13 protein-coding genes are annotated in these 15,763 nt (G+C 75.1%); 9 read left to right on the forward strand and 4 right to left on the reverse strand.

Translation table 11 applies throughout. From position 1 onward, the window contains the following. The first annotated feature begins 154 nt into the window (after positions 1-154). From MUU72_RS05035 to MUU72_RS05070, 8 genes are all read left to right on the forward strand, one after another. Entirely contained in the window at positions 155-1,408 is a 1,254-nt protein-coding gene (locus tag MUU72_RS05035; protein WP_248011888.1) for a chitinase, read from the forward strand. Between the two features lie 258 nt (positions 1,409-1,666). Further along, positions 1,667-3,850, forward strand: coding sequence for an FUSC family protein (locus MUU72_RS05040; RefSeq protein WP_248012066.1), 2,184 nt, complete (start codon positions 1,667-1,669; stop codon positions 3,848-3,850). A gap of 444 nt (positions 3,851-4,294) precedes the next feature. Further along, positions 4,295-6,139 (forward strand): asparagine synthase (glutamine-hydrolyzing), encoded by a 1,845-nt coding sequence (asnB, locus tag MUU72_RS05045; protein ID WP_248011889.1) that lies wholly within the window; start codon positions 4,295-4,297, stop codon positions 6,137-6,139. Positions 6,140-6,213: 74 nt separating this feature from the next. Then, positions 6,214-6,642, forward strand: coding sequence for a MarR family winged helix-turn-helix transcriptional regulator (locus MUU72_RS05050; protein ID WP_248011890.1), 429 nt, complete (start codon positions 6,214-6,216; stop codon positions 6,640-6,642). Positions 6,643-6,806: 164 nt separating this feature from the next. Further along, positions 6,807-7,223 (forward strand): CBS domain-containing protein, encoded by a 417-nt coding sequence (locus MUU72_RS05055; RefSeq protein WP_248011891.1) that lies wholly within the window; start codon positions 6,807-6,809, stop codon positions 7,221-7,223. A 195-nt stretch (positions 7,224-7,418) separates the two neighbouring features. Further along, positions 7,419-8,927 (forward strand): L-seryl-tRNA(Sec) selenium transferase, encoded by a 1,509-nt coding sequence (gene selA, locus MUU72_RS05060; RefSeq protein ID WP_248011892.1) that lies wholly within the window; start codon positions 7,419-7,421, stop codon positions 8,925-8,927. A 41-nt stretch (positions 8,928-8,968) separates the two neighbouring features. Next, on the forward strand, positions 8,969-10,783 hold the full coding sequence (locus MUU72_RS05065) for a SelB domain-containing protein (protein WP_248012067.1): 1,815 nt from the start codon (positions 8,969-8,971) through the stop codon (positions 10,781-10,783). A gap of 72 nt (positions 10,784-10,855) precedes the next feature. Continuing rightward, positions 10,856-11,398: a GNAT family N-acetyltransferase gene (locus MUU72_RS05070; protein WP_282503683.1), complete on the forward strand. Its 543-nt coding sequence runs from the start codon at positions 10,856-10,858 to the stop codon at positions 11,396-11,398. A gap of 44 nt (positions 11,399-11,442) precedes the next feature. On the opposite strand, the gene MUU72_RS05075 is transcribed toward MUU72_RS05070, so the two are convergent. Next, complete coding sequence (locus MUU72_RS05075) at positions 11,443-11,814, reverse strand: hypothetical protein (protein WP_248011894.1); 372 nt, start codon at positions 11,812-11,814, stop codon at positions 11,443-11,445. 76 nt (positions 11,815-11,890) lie between these two features. After that, positions 11,891-12,532 (reverse strand): DUF6313 family protein, encoded by a 642-nt coding sequence (locus MUU72_RS05080; protein ID WP_248011895.1) that lies wholly within the window; start codon positions 12,530-12,532, stop codon positions 11,891-11,893. A gap of 265 nt (positions 12,533-12,797) precedes the next feature. Between MUU72_RS05080 and MUU72_RS05085 the strand changes: the two genes are divergently transcribed. Further along, entirely contained in the window at positions 12,798-13,022 is a 225-nt protein-coding gene (locus MUU72_RS05085) for a hypothetical protein (protein WP_248011896.1), read from the forward strand. 55 nt (positions 13,023-13,077) lie between these two features. Here MUU72_RS05085 and MUU72_RS05090 read toward each other — a convergent pair whose 3' ends face one another. Further along, the gene (locus MUU72_RS05090) at positions 13,078-14,478 is read right to left on the reverse strand and encodes a CLIPPER-2 domain-containing protein (RefSeq protein WP_248011897.1); all 1,401 of its coding nucleotides are present in this window, start codon (positions 14,476-14,478) and stop codon (positions 13,078-13,080) included. Between the two features lie 559 nt (positions 14,479-15,037). Continuing rightward, positions 15,038-15,685, reverse strand: a complete 648-nt coding sequence (locus MUU72_RS05095; protein WP_248011898.1) for a GNAT family N-acetyltransferase — start codon at positions 15,683-15,685, stop codon at positions 15,038-15,040. Between the last annotated feature and the right edge of the window lie 78 nt (positions 15,686-15,763).

The raw sequence follows: 15,763 nt of genomic DNA on the forward strand, positions 1-15,763 counted from the left end.
CCCCGGGCGGCGGATGATCACGCGCCGCGGGGCTCCGGTGCGCGGCGCCCCCGGGCCGCACATTGGTCCAGTCCAAAGGCTTGACGTGCCCACGGCGACGGGCCCACGCTGTGGGCAATTGGTCTGGACCACCCCCTCGGTTCATGGAGGACCTGTGCCACCTCGTCATCTCAGAGCCCTCGCGGGCGCCGTCGCGGCGACCGCCCTCGCGCTCACCGCGGCCGGTACGGCGCTCGCCACCGGCCCCCGCACGGCCCCGGCCCCGTCCACCGCCCCGGCAGCCGCCCCCACCGCGCTGGGCAGCAACTGGTACGCGGCCGCGCCCTACTTCATGCCGCTCGACAACGACCCGCCGGACCCCACCGCGGTGATGGACGCCACCGGCCTCAAGGCGTTCCAGCTCGCCTTCATCCTGGCGCCCAACGGCGGCGGCTGCTCCCCCACCTGGGACGGCCTGCACCCGGTGGCGTCGGACACCGCGGTGGCCAAGGTGGTCTCCGCGATCCGCGCGAAGGGCGGCGACGTCTCGGCGTCCGTCGGCGGCTACAACGGCACCAAGCTCGGCCAGGCGTGCGGTACGCCCGAGGCGACCGCCGCCGCCTACCAGCAGGTCATCGACGCCTACGGCCTCAAGGCCCTCGACTTCGACCTGGAGGAGCCGGAGTACGAGAACTCCGCGGCGATCCACAACGAGATCGGCGCCGCCAAGATCCTCCAGCAGAAGAACCCCGGCCTCTACCTCTCCGTCACCACCGCCGGCACCGCCGACGGCACCGGCTGGTTCGGCAAGCAGATGCTCAACGAGGCCAAGGCGCAGTCCTTCGTCCCGGACAACTTCTCCATCATGCCGTTCGACGGCGGCTTCGCCGGCGCCGCCGCCCAGACCTCCGCGCTGACCAACTTCAACGCCGTGCTGCGGTCCACCTTCGGCTGGGACGAGGCCACCGCCTACGCCCACGAGGGCATCTCGCAGATGAACGGCCGCAGCGACACCGGGGAGTTCTTCACCCAGGCGGACTTCAAGGCCGTGCTGGACTACGCCACCTCCCACCACATGGCGCGCTTCACCAACTGGTCGGTCAACCGGGACCGGCAGTGCGCCCCGCCGGACAACAACGGCCGCACCTCCGGCACCTGCAGCAGCGTCCCGCAGGGCGCCTGGGACTTCACCAAGTTCTCGGTGCAGTTCGCCGGCGCGACCCCGCCCACCACGCCTCCCACCACCCCGCCGCCCACCACTCCCCCGGGCGGCAGCTGCACCGCGAGCCCGTACAGCGCGGGCACGGTCTACGTCGGCGGCGACACCGTCGCGTACCAGGGCCACACCTGGAAGGCCAAGTGGTGGACGCAGGGCGAGGCGCCCTCCACCGGCGGCTCGGGGGTCTGGCAGGACCTGGGCGCCTGCTGACCGTACGGGCGGGAGCGCGCCACCGGCCACTCCCGCCCGGCTACGCGACCCGCCGGCGCCGCCCGTAGCGGTCCGGCGGCGCACGCCACGGTCGTTCCGGCCGTCCTCGTGCGATGCTGGGGGCGCCCGGCCGGGGCGCCTGACCTCGGCCGATGCCAAGGATGGGGAGCGTACGGCAGCGTGAAGGCAGTGATACGACGGACCGGTGCGGGGACCTGGGACCGCTTCGCGGCATCCGATCCCGGGCTGCTGCGGTTGATGGCCGGACTGCGGACGGTGAGCGCGATCGTGCTCACCCTGATCGTCCTGGCCCTGCTGGGCACACCCGTCCCGCTCATGGTCGCGGGCGCCATGACGGCGATGGTCTCCACCTTCGCCATCCGGGAGAAGGAGGTGCGCGGCCAGGCCGGCACCCTCGCCCTGGGCCTGCCGGTCGCCCTGGCCGCGGTGGGGCTGGGGGCGCTGCTGCACAGCCGGATCCTCGCCGGCGACCTGTTCTTCATCGCGCTGATCTTCGGCGCCGCCTACGCGCGCCGGTTCGGCGACCGCGGCACGGCGCTGGGCCTGATCGGCTTTCAGCTCTACTTCATCTCGCTGTTCGTGCACGCCACGGTGGCCACGCTGCCGCCGCTGTGCCTGGTCCTGGCGATCGCGTTCGGATGCAGCGCGGTGGTCCGCTTCGCCCTCGTGCCGGACACCCCCGAACGCACCCTGAGCCGGCTGCGGGAGGCGTTCCGGGCCCGGCTCGCCCAGCTGGTGGCCACCCACCGGGAGTTGGTGGACGCCGGCCCCGAGGAGCTGGACGGCGTCCTGGACGACCTGCGCCGGCACACCGCCCGGCTGCACGAGACGGCGCTGATGATCCAGGGCCGCCTGGAGGAGGGCACCCGCGACGCGGCCACCGCGGCGCTGCTCCAGCGCCGCATCGCGGACGCCGAGATCGCCGCCGAACGGCTGGGCATGACCCTGCTCAACGCCCGCAGTGCGGAACGCACCGACACCCTGACCCTGCACCTGCCGCACGCGCCGGTGCCGGCCACCGCCAACCGCATGCACTCCGAGGGCGACGCGGTCACGACGCTGCGCCGGGACCTGGACGCGCTCGGCCTGCTGGTGGGCCGGCGGGCGCCCGGCGACCGCGGCACCGCGCTGGCGCACGTCCGCAACCGGCTGCTCGGCTACCGCGAGGAGGACAACCTGCCGCGCGGCTCGGCCGCCGTGCAGGACACCTTCCGGGCGCTCGGCGAGGCCGCCCGCGCGGTCCTGGGCCTGCGGATCGCGCTGGACGGGCCGCAGGACGAGTCCGACGACACCTCGGCCACCGCCCGCTCCCGGGAGGAGATCGACGCCGAGGACCTGTCGATCACCGGCGCCGAGCCGGACGAGGAGGAGGACGGGCCCACCGGCCTCGCCCGGCCCACCACCCGGGCCGCCTTCCAGGTCACCGCGGGCTCCGCGCTGGCCATCGTCGGCGGCGAGTTCCTGTCCACCCAGCGCTGGTACTGGGCCGTACTGACCTGCTGGGTGGTCTTCCTGAACACCGCGTCCACCGGCGAGGTCCTGGTCAAGGGCTACCGCCGGCTGCTGGGTACGGTGCTCGGCGTGGTCGCCGGGGTGGCGCTGGCCGGGCTGGTCGGCAACCACACCTGGACCGCGTTCGCGCTGGTCCTGCTCTGCGTCTTCGGGATGTTCTTCACCGCGCCGCTGTCCTACGCGCTGATGTCGTTCTTCGTCACCGCGATGCTCGGCCTGCTCTACACGCTGCTCAACACCTACAGCGTGGCCACGCTCGTCCTGCGCATCGAGGAGACCGCGCTGGGCGCGGCGTGCGGGATCATCGCCGCGGCGCTGGTGCTGCCGGTGCACACCGACCGCCGCACCGACGAGCACCTGGGGGCGGTCCTGGACCGGCTCCGGGAGGCGGTGTCGGCGTCCGTCACGCAGCTGTCCGGCGGGCCGGCCGAGGACCTGCTCACCCGCGCCCGCGACCTGGACACCGCCCTCAACGACCTGCGCGGTTCGACCCAGCCGCTGGTCCACCCGATCACCCCGCTGCGGGTCCGCCGGCAGACCGCGCGCTATCTGGTGGCGCTCCTGGAGACCTGCGCGTACCACGCCCGGTCGCTGGCGGCGACGGCCGAACTCCTGCCCGCCAGCCGGTCGGTGGCGGCCGACCCCCGGCTGGCCCGGGCCGGCCGGCGCATCGCGCGCAACATCGACCTGATCACCGCCCGGGTCAACGACCGGCCCGCCGAGGGCGAGGTGGAGGCCGGGGCCAGCATCGCCTCGCTGCTGGAGGCGGACGGTTCGCCGGTGCCGCCGTCGCACACCGTCACGTTCCGGGTGCTGCGCCACCTCCAGCGGCTCGACGAGGGCGTGGTGGGTATCGCCCGGGCCCTGGACGTCCCGGTGGCCGGGCGGGCCGGCCGGAAGAAGGGCTGAGCCAGGGGCGCGCGGGCCCGACCTGCGGCCCGCGCGCCCCGCCCGGCCCCCGTCACACCCGGTGCCCCTCCCCCGCCGCTGCGTCACCTCCCGGTAAAACCTTCCCCATGTTGCGGTATGACGCGGCCGCGGTCGTCCGCCGCCGGGGCCGTCCAGGCCCGCCGCGAAGCCGCAGCTCACCGCCGCGCCGCCGGGCTTCCCCGGCGCCCGCCGCCCGGCCCTGCCGCCGCCCGGCGCCCCGCTCCCCCGTGCCGCCCACGGTTGACGCGACGGAGCCCGAGGAACACTCTCGTTACATAGGTGCTCGATACAACTGACTCTGGCGGAGCGGGTCGGGCAGCGCCGCAACGGCGCCTTGCCCGCAGCTCCCGACCCCGGCCCGCGCGGCGCCTCCCGGCCCCGCGGCGCCGGCGGCCCCAGGGTCGTGACGCAGGAGGGCATGGCATGTGTGGCATCACCGGCTGGATTTCCTTCGACCGCGAGCTGCGCTCCGAGCAGGAGACCGTGGACGCGATGACCGAGACGATGGCCTGCCGCGGCCCCGATGACCGCGGCACCTGGGTCCAGGGCCCGGCCGCGCTCGGCCACCGGCGGCTCGCCATCATCGATCTGCCCGGTGGGCGCCAGCCGATGACCGCCGAGCGGCCCGACGGCAGCACGGTCGTCATCGTCTACTCCGGCGAGACCTACAACTTCGGCGAACTGCGCACCGAACTCGCCGGCCGCGGCCACCGCTTCACCACCGACTCCGACACCGAAGTGGTGCTCCGCGGCTACCTGGAGTGGGGCGAGGCGGTCGCCGAACGCCTCAACGGCATGTTCGCCTTCGCGATATGGGACGAGCAGCGCCGGCGGCTGGTGATGATCCGCGACCGGATGGGCATCAAGCCGTTCTACTACTACCCCACCGCCGACGGCGTGCTGTTCGGCTCCGAACCCAAGGCGATCCTGGCCAACCCGCTGGCCCGGCGCCGGGTCGGCCCGGACGGTCTGCGGGAGCTCTTCGCCTTCGTGAAGACCCCCGGGCACGCCGTGTGGGACGGCATGGCCGAGGTCGAACCGGGCACCGTCGTCACCGTCGACGCCGACGGCGTGCGCCGGCACGTCTACTGGTCGCTGCGGACCCGGGCGCACCAGGACGACCGCGAGACCTCGGTCGCGCACGTCCGGAGCCTGCTCGACGACATCGTCCGCCGCCAGCTGGTCTCCGACGTCCCGCGCTGCACCCTGCTGTCGGGCGGGCTGGACTCCTCGGCGATGACCGCGCTGGCGGCCCGGCAGCTCGCCGAGACCGGGGAGACGGTCCGCAGCTTCGCCGTCGACTTCGTCGGCCGGACCGAGAACTTCATCGCCGACGACCTGCGCGCCACCCCCGACACCCCCTACGTCCACGACGTGGCCCGGCAGGCCGGCACCGAGCACCAGGACATCGTGCTGGACTCCGCCGCCCTGGCCGACCTCGAGGTCCGCCGGAGGATGCTGCGCGCCCGCGACCTGCCGCTGGGCCTGGGCGATATGGACTCCTCGCTGTACCTGCTGTTCAAGGCGATCCGGCAGCACTCGACGGTGGCGCTGTCCGGCGAGTCGGCCGACGAGGTCTTCGGCGGGTACAAGCAGTTCTTCGACGAGGAGGCCCGCCGCGCCGACACCTTCCCCTGGCTGGTCCGGCACGCGCGGGACTTCGGGGACGACGGCGACATCCTCACCCCCGGCGCCAGCAGCGCCCTGGACCTGAAGGGGTACGTCCAGGACGGCTACGACCGGGCCGTCAAGGACGTCGAACGGCTCGACGGCGAGAGCGACTTCGAGTACCGGATGCGCACCATCTGCTACCTGCACCTGACGCGGTTCGTGCGGATCCTGCTGGACCGCAAGGACCGCGCGAGCATGGCCGTCGGCCTGGAGGTGCGGGTGCCGTTCTGCGACCACCGGCTCGTCGAGTACGTCTACAACGCCCCCTGGTCCCTGAAGTCCTTCGACGGGCGCGAGAAGAGCCTGCTGCGCGAGGCCACCGCCGATGTGCTGCCGAAGTCGGTGTACGACCGGGTGAAGAGTCCCTACCCGTCCACCCAGGACCCGCAGTACGCGGTCGCGCTCCAGCGGCACGCCAAGGACCTGCTGGCCGACTCCTCGCACCCGGTGTTCGACCTCGTCGACCGCGACTGGCTGCGCCGCGCCGCGCACCGGGACGCCCCGCAGATCACCCAGGCATCCCGGCGCGGTCTCGAACGCACGCTGGACCTGGCCCTGTGGTTGGAGATGTACTCCCCCACCATTACGCTCTCCTGATCTGCGCGGCCGGGCCCCGGGAGCGGCGGCCCGGCCGCGGGTCCGGTCCGGTACGGCAGGCGGTGGGTTGAGCGATGACGATCCGTGATGACACGGTGCTCCAGCTGGTGATCTCGCTGCACCGGCTCACCCGCAGCCTGCGCAGGTCCGCCACCGCGGGCAGCATCCAGCTGACCCACATCGCGGTGCTGGCCCTGCTGTCCCAGCGGGGCCCGTCCCGGATAGGCGAGATCGCGCAGTGGGTGCCCTGCTCCCAGCCGACCGCCACCGCCGTGGTCCTGGGGCTGGAGTCGGCGGGCCTGGTCCGCCGGGAGGCCGACCCCGAGGACCGGCGCGCCAGCCGGGTCCTGCTCACCGACCAGGGCACCGCGGCGCTGGCCGACGTCGCCCGCGGCGAGGCCCAGGTGCTGGCCCGGCGGCTGGCGGCGCTGCGGCCGGACGAGGTCCGCCGGCTGGCCGAGGTGGAGCCGCTGCTGCGCCGGCTCGCCGAGTCCGGCGACTGACCGCCGGCGGACCGTGACCGCCCTCCGCGGCGCCCCCCGCACCGCACCGCCCTCCCCCTGCCGGACGCCACGCCGACCACGACCAGTGCTTGGCCCGTTCCCGCCCATGCGGTGAACTCGTCGCCACCGGCCGCACACCCGGACCGGAGGAGGGAGCACGGCGGATGACGAGCGCGAGAGAGCTGATGAGGGCCGGTGCGGACTGCGTCGGCGCGGACGAGAGCGTGGTGCTGGCGGCCAAGCGGATGGCTGCGCTGGGCGTGAGCGCGCTGCCGATCCGGGGCGGCGACAACCTGATCCGGGGCATGCTCACCGACCGGGACATCGTGGTGAAGGTACTGGCCAGGGAGCGCGATCCGGCCACCACCAAGGCCGGCGAACTGGCCCAGGAGGAGCTGGTGGCGGCGGACGCGGGCGACGACGCCCCGCACGTCCTGCGGATCATGGCCGCCAACGGCATGCGCCGTCTGCCGGTCCTGGACGGCACCGAACTGATCGGCACCATCGGCCGCGCCGAGGTCGTCCGCGGCCTGCCGGACCCCCAGATCGGGGAGTTGCTCGACGCGCTCGCCCTGGACTGACCGCTGCCCCGCGCGGCCCGGCGGCGGGACCGCGCGGGGCCGTTCGCTCCCGCGCGCGGGCGGTTCCCGGTGACACTCCGCCGCCCTTGCGCCGCGGCGCGCGGTCCGGTGCCCACGATGAGGGCGTTGCCGCCCGGCCGGGCGGGCCACCGCGACCGGCGGGTTCGACCGCCACCGAGGAAGGGCGGGCGCACGATGCGGGCCGAGGACACCGTACGGAGGGCACCGGCCGGGACGGACCGGGCGCATCCCGCCCCGGGCCCGGAGGCGGCCGAGCGCCCCGAGACGGGCGAGGCGGCCGGGACGTCCGCCGGCGGTTCCCCTGCGCCCGGGACGGCCAGGGCATCCGAGCGGTCCGAGGCCGGTGCCTGCGGGCCCGGGGAGTCCGCGTCCGGGGAGTGCGGGTCCGCCGCCGACCCCCGCCGCCGCGTGCTCCGCACCGACGCCGTCCTGGCCGACCCCCGGCTGGCCGAGGCGCTGCGGCGGCTCGGTCCCGGCGTCGTCAAACCGCTGGTCGCTGCCGCCCAACAGCGCGTGCGGGACGGCGAGTTGGCGGCCGACGCGGTCGTGACGGCGGTGCTGCGCGGGCTGCCGCCGAGCGCCGGCGGGCTGCGGCCGGTGCTCAACGCGACCGGGGTGCTGCTGCACACCAACCTCGGGCGCGCCCCGCTGTCCGCCGCGGCCCGCGCGGCGGTGGCCGACGCCTGCGGCTGCACCGACGTGGAACTGGACCTCGGCACCGGCCGGCGGGCCCGGCGCGGCGCCGCCGCCCTCGCCGCGCTGCGCGACGCGGTCCCGGCGGCCGAGGCGGCCCACGTCGTCAACAACGGTGCCGCCGCCCTGATCCTGGCGGTGACCGCGCTGGCCGCCGGCCGGGAGGTCGTGGTCGGCCGCGGCGAACTGGTGGAGATCGGCGACGGCTTCCGGCTGCCGGACCTGCTGGTGTCCACCGGCGCCCGGCTGCGCGAGGTCGGCACCACCAACCGCACCACGCCCGACGACTACCAGGCGGCGATCGGCCCGGACACCGGCTGCGTCCTCAAGGTCCACCCCGCCAACTTCCGGATCACCGGCTTCACCCGCGCGGCGACCGTCGCGGAACTGTCCCGCCTGCCCGTCCCGGTGATCGCCGACATCGGCTCCGGACTGCTGGCCCCGGACCCGGCGCTGCCGGCCGAGCCCGACGCGCAGCGCACCCTGCGGGCCGGCGCGGCCCTCGTCACGGCCAGCGGTGACAAACTGCTGGGCGGCCCGCAGTGCGGTCTGGTGCTGGGCCGCGCCGAACCCGTACGGCGGCTGGCCCGGCATCCGCTGGCCCGCGCGCTGCGCGTCGACAAACTGACGCTCGCCGCGCTGACCGCCACCCTCCGCGGCCCGCACACCCCCACCCACCGCGCCCTGCACACCGACGTCCGCGACCTCCGCGCCCGCGCCGCGGAACTCGCCCGGCGGCTGCGCGCGGACGGCCTGGACGCGCGCGCCGTGGACACCGAGGCGGCGGTGGGCGGCGGGGGCGCGCCCGGCGTGGTGCTGCCCAGTGCGGCGCTGTCCGTGCCGGAGCGGTTCGCCGCGCCGCTGCGCACCGGAACACCCGCGGTGCTGGGCCGGGTCGCGGGCGGGCGCTGCCTGCTGGACCTGCGGGCGGTGCCCGGGGAGTGCGATCCGGAACTGGCCGGGGCGGTCCGTGCCGCGGCGGGCCGGTGAGCCCGGTGGCGGCGGACGGCGAGGCGCGGACGCCCGGGCCGATGCACGTGCTGGCGACCGCCGGGCACGTCGACCACGGCAAGTCCACGCTGGTCAAGGCGTTGACCGGGAGGGAGCCGGACCGGTGGGAGGAGGAGCGGCGCCGCGGCCTCACCCTCGACCTGGGGTTCGTCTGGACCCGCCTCGGCCCGGCCGGCCCCTCCCTCGCCTTCGTCGACGTACCGGGCCACGAGCGGCTGGTGGGCACCATGCTGGCCGGGGTCGGCCCGGTCCCGGCGGTGCTGCTGGTGGTCGCCGCCGACCAGGGCTGGCAGCCGCAGTCGGCGGAGCACCTGGCCATCCTGGACGCGCTGCGGGTACGGCACGGGGTGCTGGCCGTCACCCGCAGCGATCTGGCGGACCCGGAGCCGGTCCGGCACGACGCCCTGGCGCGGCTGGCCGCCTGCTCCCTGGGGCGCGTCGAAGCCGTACCGGTCAGCGCCGTCACCGGCGAGGGCCTGGGCGCGCTGCGGGCGGCGCTGGGCCGGCTGGCCGGGATGCTGCCCGCCCCGGACCGGGACGCCGACGTCCGGCTGTGGGCGGACCGGGTGTTCACCGTCCGCGGCCGGGGCACCGTGGTCACCGGGACGCTCGGGGCCGGCACCCTGCGCACCGGCGACCGGCTCACCGTCGCCGACGGGTCCCCGGACGGCGGCCCTTCCGAGGTCCGGGTCCGCGGCCTCCAGTGCCTCCGCCAGGACCGTACGGAGGTCGCGGCCGTGGCGCGGGTGGCGGTCAATGTGCACGGTCCGGGCGAGGCCCGGATCCGGCGCGGCGGCGCCCTGCTGACGCCCGGCCGCTGGACCGGCACCGCGCTCCTGGACGTCCGGCTGCGCGGCGACGACCCGGCGGCCCTCCCCCGCCATCTGACGCTGCACGTCGGCACCGCCGCCGTACCGGCCGTGGTGCGGCCGCTGGGCCCGGACACCGTCCGGCTCACCCTGCACCGCGCTGTGCCGCTGCGGGTCGGCGACCGGGCACTGCTCCGCGACCCCGGCCGCCACCACGTACCCGGCGGCGTCACGGTCCTGGACGTCCGCCCGCCGCGCCTGGCCCGGCGCGGCGCAGCGGCCGCCCGCGCCCGCACCCTCGCGGGGCTGACCGGCGTCCCGGACGCCGCCGGCGAACTGCGCCGCCGCGGCCTCGCCCGCCGGGAGGACCTGGTCACCATGGGGGTCCCGCCGACCGGTACCGAGGTCGCCCCGGGCTGGCTGGCCGACCCGGACCACTGGTCGCGGCTCCGCGCCCGCCTCGCCGCCGCCGTCGCCTCCCACGCCGCGCAGCACCCCCTCTCCCCCGGCCTGCCCACCGAAGCCGCCCGCCGGCTGCTCGACCTGCCCGACCGGTCCCTGATCGACGCCCTCCTGGCGGCCCCCGGGACCCCGCCCCTGCACCAGCGCGCGGGCCGGATCCACGACGCGACCCGGCGGCCCGCCCTCCCCCCGCGGGTCCGCGCGGCCGTGGAGGCGGTGCTGCGCGACCTCGCCGCCCACCCCTTCCGCGCCCCCGAAGCCGACCGGCTCGACGAACTCGGCCTGGGCCACCGGGAATTGGCCGCGGCCGAGGCGGCCGGCGCGCTCTGGCGGCTGACCGACACCCTCGTCCTGGCCCCCGGCGCGGACACCCGGGCCGCCACCGTCCTCGCCGCGCTCCCCCAGCCCTTCACCCTCAGCGCGGCGCGCCGCGCCCTCGGCACCACCCGCCGGGTCGCCGTCCCGCTCCTCGAACACCTCGACCACCACGGCCGCACCCAGCGCCTCGACCCCACCCACCGCCGGTGCCGGCCCGCCCCGGAGACCGCGGACGCCAGGCCGTAGCGGCGCGGGCCGGGTATCGGGAGTGCCTGGCGGGGATGGCGGGGAGCCCATGGGGTGATCCAGAATGCTTGGATGGTCACACTGGAGACTCCCCGTTTGATCCTGCGTCGCTGGCGCGAGGACGACGTTGCGCCCATGGCTGCCATCCATAGCGACCCCGAGGTCATGCGGTGGATCCGTGACGGCAGCGTCCGTGACGAACAGCAGACCCGCGGCGGGATCCAGGCATGGGAGAGCGAGTGGGAGTCCCAGGGATTCGGCCTGTTCGCCGTGGAGATCCGGTCCACCGGCGAGCTGGCCGGATTCACCGGCCTTTCGGTGCCCCGCTATGTGCCGGAGGTCCTGCCGGCCGTCGAGGTCGGCTGGCGGCTGGGGCGTTCCCACTGGGGTCAGGGCCTGGCAACCGAGGCCGCTGCGGCCGCCGTACGGTTCGGGTTCGAAGAGCGAGGGCTGGAGCGGATCGTCAGCATCACCCAGGTGGGCAACGACGCGTCCCAACGGATCATGACCAAGCTGGGGATGCACCTGGTCCGTGAGACCGTCCACCCCACCGGCGGTCGGCGCGTCCGGGTGTTCGCGTTGTCGTCGGACCAGTACGGCACCACCACGCGCTGACGGCGGCTACGAGGGCGGTTACCCGGCATCCGCGTTCGCCCGGCCTAGTCCGCCAGGAATCCGCGGCCGCCGCCGAACGGCCTGCGGCCGGGGCGCCGCGGCGGGCGCGGCACGTACGGAAGATCGTCCAGGGTGGCGCTCGTCCGGCTCCAGGCCCGGCTGGCCGCCGGCTCGACGTACGCGCCGTCGGGCCGCGGTGCCCGGGCGGCCATGAACTCCCCGGGGTCCTGCTGGGCCACCTCCATGAGGTCGTACAGCATCCGTTCCGCGAGGTCCGGTTCGAGCTGCTCGCCCACGCCCTCGGACCCCCAGCGCAGCACCACCTCCGCCGCCCGGGTCAGTCCCTCGTCGGTGGCGGTCGGGAACGCCAGGGCCAGCGACGCCCGTACGATCTCCGCCGCGCTCTCCGCCTGCATCAGCCGTCACCCTCCAGATAGCTCATCATCCCGCCGCCCCGCCCGCCTGTCACCACCGCGCGCGGCCCGCAGCCCCTCACGGCTTGCGGGCCACGCAGACCAGGCACAGCCCCACCAGCGCGGGCGGGCGGGCGTGGATCCGGGTCACGTCCTGCGCCTGGCGCAGGCACTCGTGCCGGTCCAGCTTGGCGAACTGCTGCGTGCTCATGGTGTCGCGGATGAGCACCTCCCAGTGGTCCTGCGCCTTGTTCCAGTCGTTGCGGTGCGCGACCCGGACGAACGCGTCGACGAACTCCTGCTCCGCGAGCGTGCCGTGGAAGTACCCGCCGAGGTAGTCGATCCGCGACGGCGGCCGCAGCCGCGCCCCCCAGCCGCGCCGCTTGAAGAGCGCACTGGTGGACATCGCCTTCACGCTCTGGATCCGGGTGGCGATCACATGACCGGCCACCCCACCGATGACGGCCGGCACCGCGAGCCAGCCCACCACCGAGGCGATCCACAGCAGGACGTGCTGCGGCGGGTCCATGAGGGTGAGCGTCCGGTACACCGCACCGGGACTCGCCGTCCGCGCGGCGCACACGTACAGCACGGCGACCACCGCGGAGAACGGCAGGCCCCAGTCGATGATCCACTGCGTGAGGCCGGCCAGCGCCTTCCTGGACCGCCACAGCCGCCGCAGCCGCCCCCTGGGGCGGACCGGCGGCAGGGCCAGATCCATGGGTACCGGGATCGGATTGTGCACCTGCGCCCCCGTCGTCTCGCACCTTCCCGTACGGGACCCCACCGCCTCCCGCACCGGAGGAATTCTAGGCGCGTCCGCACCGCCGCCGGCCCCAACCTTCCTGCCCGGGCGGCCCGTTGGGCGCCGCGGACGCCGACCGCACCCGCCCCGGCACGTACCGTCACCGGCCGCGGCGGCTGCCTCGCGCCCGGCCGCCGGGCGGACGTTGACGTGCGTGCGCGCGCGGGCGCACGCTGGGCGCATGGCCGAGTGCCCGCGCGTGGTGGTGCACCCGCCGGCAGCGGATGGCGGCCGGCAGGTGACGGTCGGCGCCGAGAGCCTGGGGACGGCCTACGAGCCCGGCCAGATCGCCGACTTCCTCGCCCGCGCCGGTCTCGACCCGTCGCCGGTGTGGCACGACGACCGGACCGCACTGGTGTGGCAGGGCGGCGGCCGGGACGTGTGGACGCCACCGCCCGGGACGTGAACGGCGCCCCGCCGGCCAGGTAGCCGGCGGGGCGCGGTGGCGCGCGGCAGGGGAGTCAGTCCGCGGCGCAGGGGTCGCAGCAGGCGGGCGCGCGCTGCACGCACACGGTGGCGGAGTCGGAGTTGTTGCCGGGCTCGGGGTCCTTCTCGTTGCCGGTGGCGGTGGCGGTGTTGGTGATCCGGCCGGGTTCGGTGGCCTTGGCCCGCAGCGTGAGGGTGGCGGTGGCCCCGGCGGCCAGGTCGCCCACGGTCCACTGGCCCCCGGCCGGGTCGTAGGCCCCGGCGGAGCCGTCGGCGGAGAGGAAGACGAGACCGTCCGGGAGCTGGTCGGCCACGGTGACGCCGGTGGCGTCGTCGGGGCCGCGGTTGGCGACGGTGAGGCGGTAGGTCACGGTCTGGCCGACGGTGACGGTGGTCGCGTCGGCGGCCTTGGCCACGGTCAGATCGGCGGCGGGATTGACCTCCGTGACCGTCTCGTCGGAGGTGGCGACCAGCGTCTCCGGTGTGTCCCCGAGCCGGTTCTCGTAGGAGGCGGTGGCGGTGTTGCGGACCTCCTTGCCGGCGCTGGCGCGGTCAAGGGTGACCCGGTACTCGACCGTGGTGCCGGCGGGCAGCGTCTCGGTGTTCGCCAGGCTGCCGCCCTGCACCGCGGAGGCGCCGTCGCCGAGCCGGAAGACGACCTTGCCGGCATCGGGGTCGTACTCCGCCTGGTCGTCACCGGGCGCGTCGGTCTTCGGGCCGGTGTTGGGGCCCTCGACGATCCGCAGCGAGCCGGGCAGGTACGTCGTACCGGCCGGGACGGCGTCGGTGAGGACGAGGTTCTCGGCCGCGCCACCGCCCTCGTTCGTGGCGGTGATGCGGTAGGTGAGGACGTCGCCGATCTCCAGCGGCCCGGTGGGGACGGCGGTCTTGGTGAGGACGACGTGGGGAGCGGTGCCGAAGAAGATCCCGTCCAGGAAGTTGCCGATGCCGCGGTTGCCGCCGGCGGCGGAGACGGAGCGGAAGGCGAAGCGGGTGACGGTCTGGCCGGCCGGGACGGTGTAGGTGCCGGTGTAGTAGCCCCAGGCGGTGTTGCCGTCGGTGAACCGCCGCTGCTCCACCGCGGCGCCCGGGGCCCCGATGTCCAGCGCCATGGTGTCCTGTCCGAGGCGGCCGCGGTGGTACAGCCGCCAGTACAGCGTCGCGCCGGGGGTGGTCGCCAGGTCCTGGTAGAGGGTGGAGACCTCGTTGGCGTTGAGTTCGGCGAACTGGGCGCCCTCGGCCGACGGGACGCCGTTGAAGCCCGACCGCCACAGTTCGATCATGTGGTCGGAGGCGGTGGTGAGCCAGCCCGGGACCTGCCGGGGCGCCTGCGTCTGGGAGGCGTCCGGCAGGATCTCCATCGAGGCGACCGCGGGTTGTTCGAAGCTGCCGTTGACGAGGGCGATGCGGAGTGGAACGGACGGAGGCGTGGTCACGGTGGTCCCCTCGGGGTCGGCACTGCACGAAGGCTCCGCCGGCCGGCCGCAAGGTCCGAGCTGCGGGCGGAGCCGGAGCCACCGGTAGGGCAGCGCATCCCCCTCGCCCCGTAAAGCGCCGAGCGGCCGGGACCGGCCAACCCTCCCGCGCACGTTTGCCGCACCGGCCCCCGGTCGGACCCCGCCGCGCCGCCGCCCCCGCGCCGGCCCGCCCCTCCCGCCCCGGCCCACTCGCCCCAGCGCGCCCTGCCACCCCACACCCCCCGACCGAAAACCCCGGCCGCCCCTCCCTCCACCCGCAACCGGAAGGAGTGAATACCCGCACGGCACATTGACGCCCCCGGGCATGTGCCGATGAGCCGTGCGACCAGGCGCGGGGCGGCCGGGGGCCCGGCCCCGGATCCCGGCCACCGGCCCTGCGGGCGGCGGCGAACCGATGGCGAGGCGGGACAAGCAGGCCCCTGGAAGGCGGACTGGCTCACCACGCGCTTTGCAAAGTCGCGCCGCTGCGGACGCGTCGTTCCGCAGACCACCCGCGAGGGTCCCCACTGCTACGCAGTCAGGCCAGGCCGAACCATGGCAGGCACTCCGGCAACCCTTCCGTCTTCACGGGGACCAACTGGTGTTGTCGCCACAGTTCGGCAGTGAGACGGAGCCTGCGCAGCACGGCGGGCTTGGCACGTACGACATGACGCTCAATACCGTCCTCGCGATAGCCAAGCCTGCGCGAAACCTCCAACGAGGCCGCGTTACCCGCATACGCTCCAGAAACAGCGTGCTGTGCACCGAGCCCGGCGAAGGCCAGGTGGAGGACGGCCGCGCGCATCTCGGTCCCCAGGCCCTGGCGGTGGTGGGCCATGCCCAGCCAGGAACCGGTGCCTACTTCACGGCGGACCGAAAAGTCCCGGGCACCGATGCCCTGGGTACCCACGACACGCCCGTCGCGCACGGCCACCAGGTTCAGCTCCCAGTTCTCCGGCTGCCACTCGCCCCAGGAGCGCCAGTGGTACTGCAAGACACTCCGAGCACGCTGCTCGGGCTCGGCATCGGTCCATGCCACGGTGAACGGCTGCACCGCCGGGTCATGCACACCATCGGCGGCCAACGAAGCCAACGCGGCGAGATCATCCAGGTTCGGCAACCGCAGCTCCAACCGCGGCGTGGTCAAACGCAGGCCCGCAAGCGGCCAGTGGGTCAACAGGGTCATGGCTCAGGGATTCTCCTCGCTCCCGGCCAACGTGACCACTGGGTTTCGAGCGGAGGGGTGTTGAGGAGGCGTGCTTCA

The sequence above is a fragment of the Streptomyces rhizoryzae genome (assembly GCF_023155275.1).
Lineage (GTDB): Bacteria > Actinomycetota > Actinomycetes > Streptomycetales > Streptomycetaceae > Streptomyces > Streptomyces rhizoryzae.

Coding starts and splice junctions, on each gene's coding strand:
- MUU72_RS05040 (WP_248012066.1), top strand. CDS start 1,667: ATGGCCGGACTGCGGACGGTGAGCGCGATCGTGCTCACCCTGATCGTC.
- asnB (WP_248011889.1), top strand. CDS start 4,295: ATGTGTGGCATCACCGGCTGGATTTCCTTCGACCGCGAGCTGCGCTCC.
- MUU72_RS05050 (WP_248011890.1), top strand. CDS start 6,214: ATGACGATCCGTGATGACACGGTGCTCCAGCTGGTGATCTCGCTGCAC.
- MUU72_RS05055 (WP_248011891.1), top strand. CDS start 6,807: ATGACGAGCGCGAGAGAGCTGATGAGGGCCGGTGCGGACTGCGTCGGC.
- selA (WP_248011892.1), top strand. CDS start 7,419: ATGCGGGCCGAGGACACCGTACGGAGGGCACCGGCCGGGACGGACCGG.
- MUU72_RS05065 (WP_248012067.1), top strand. CDS start 8,969: ATGCACGTGCTGGCGACCGCCGGGCACGTCGACCACGGCAAGTCCACG.
- MUU72_RS05070 (WP_282503683.1), top strand. CDS start 10,856: ATGGTCACACTGGAGACTCCCCGTTTGATCCTGCGTCGCTGGCGCGAG.
- MUU72_RS05075 (WP_248011894.1), bottom strand. CDS start 11,814: ATGCAGGCGGAGAGCGCGGCGGAGATCGTACGGGCGTCGCTGGCCCTG.
- MUU72_RS05080 (WP_248011895.1), bottom strand. CDS start 12,532: ATGGATCTGGCCCTGCCGCCGGTCCGCCCCAGGGGGCGGCTGCGGCGG.
- MUU72_RS05085 (WP_248011896.1), top strand. CDS start 12,798: ATGGCCGAGTGCCCGCGCGTGGTGGTGCACCCGCCGGCAGCGGATGGC.
- MUU72_RS05095 (WP_248011898.1), bottom strand. CDS start 15,685: ATGACCCTGTTGACCCACTGGCCGCTTGCGGGCCTGCGTTTGACCACG.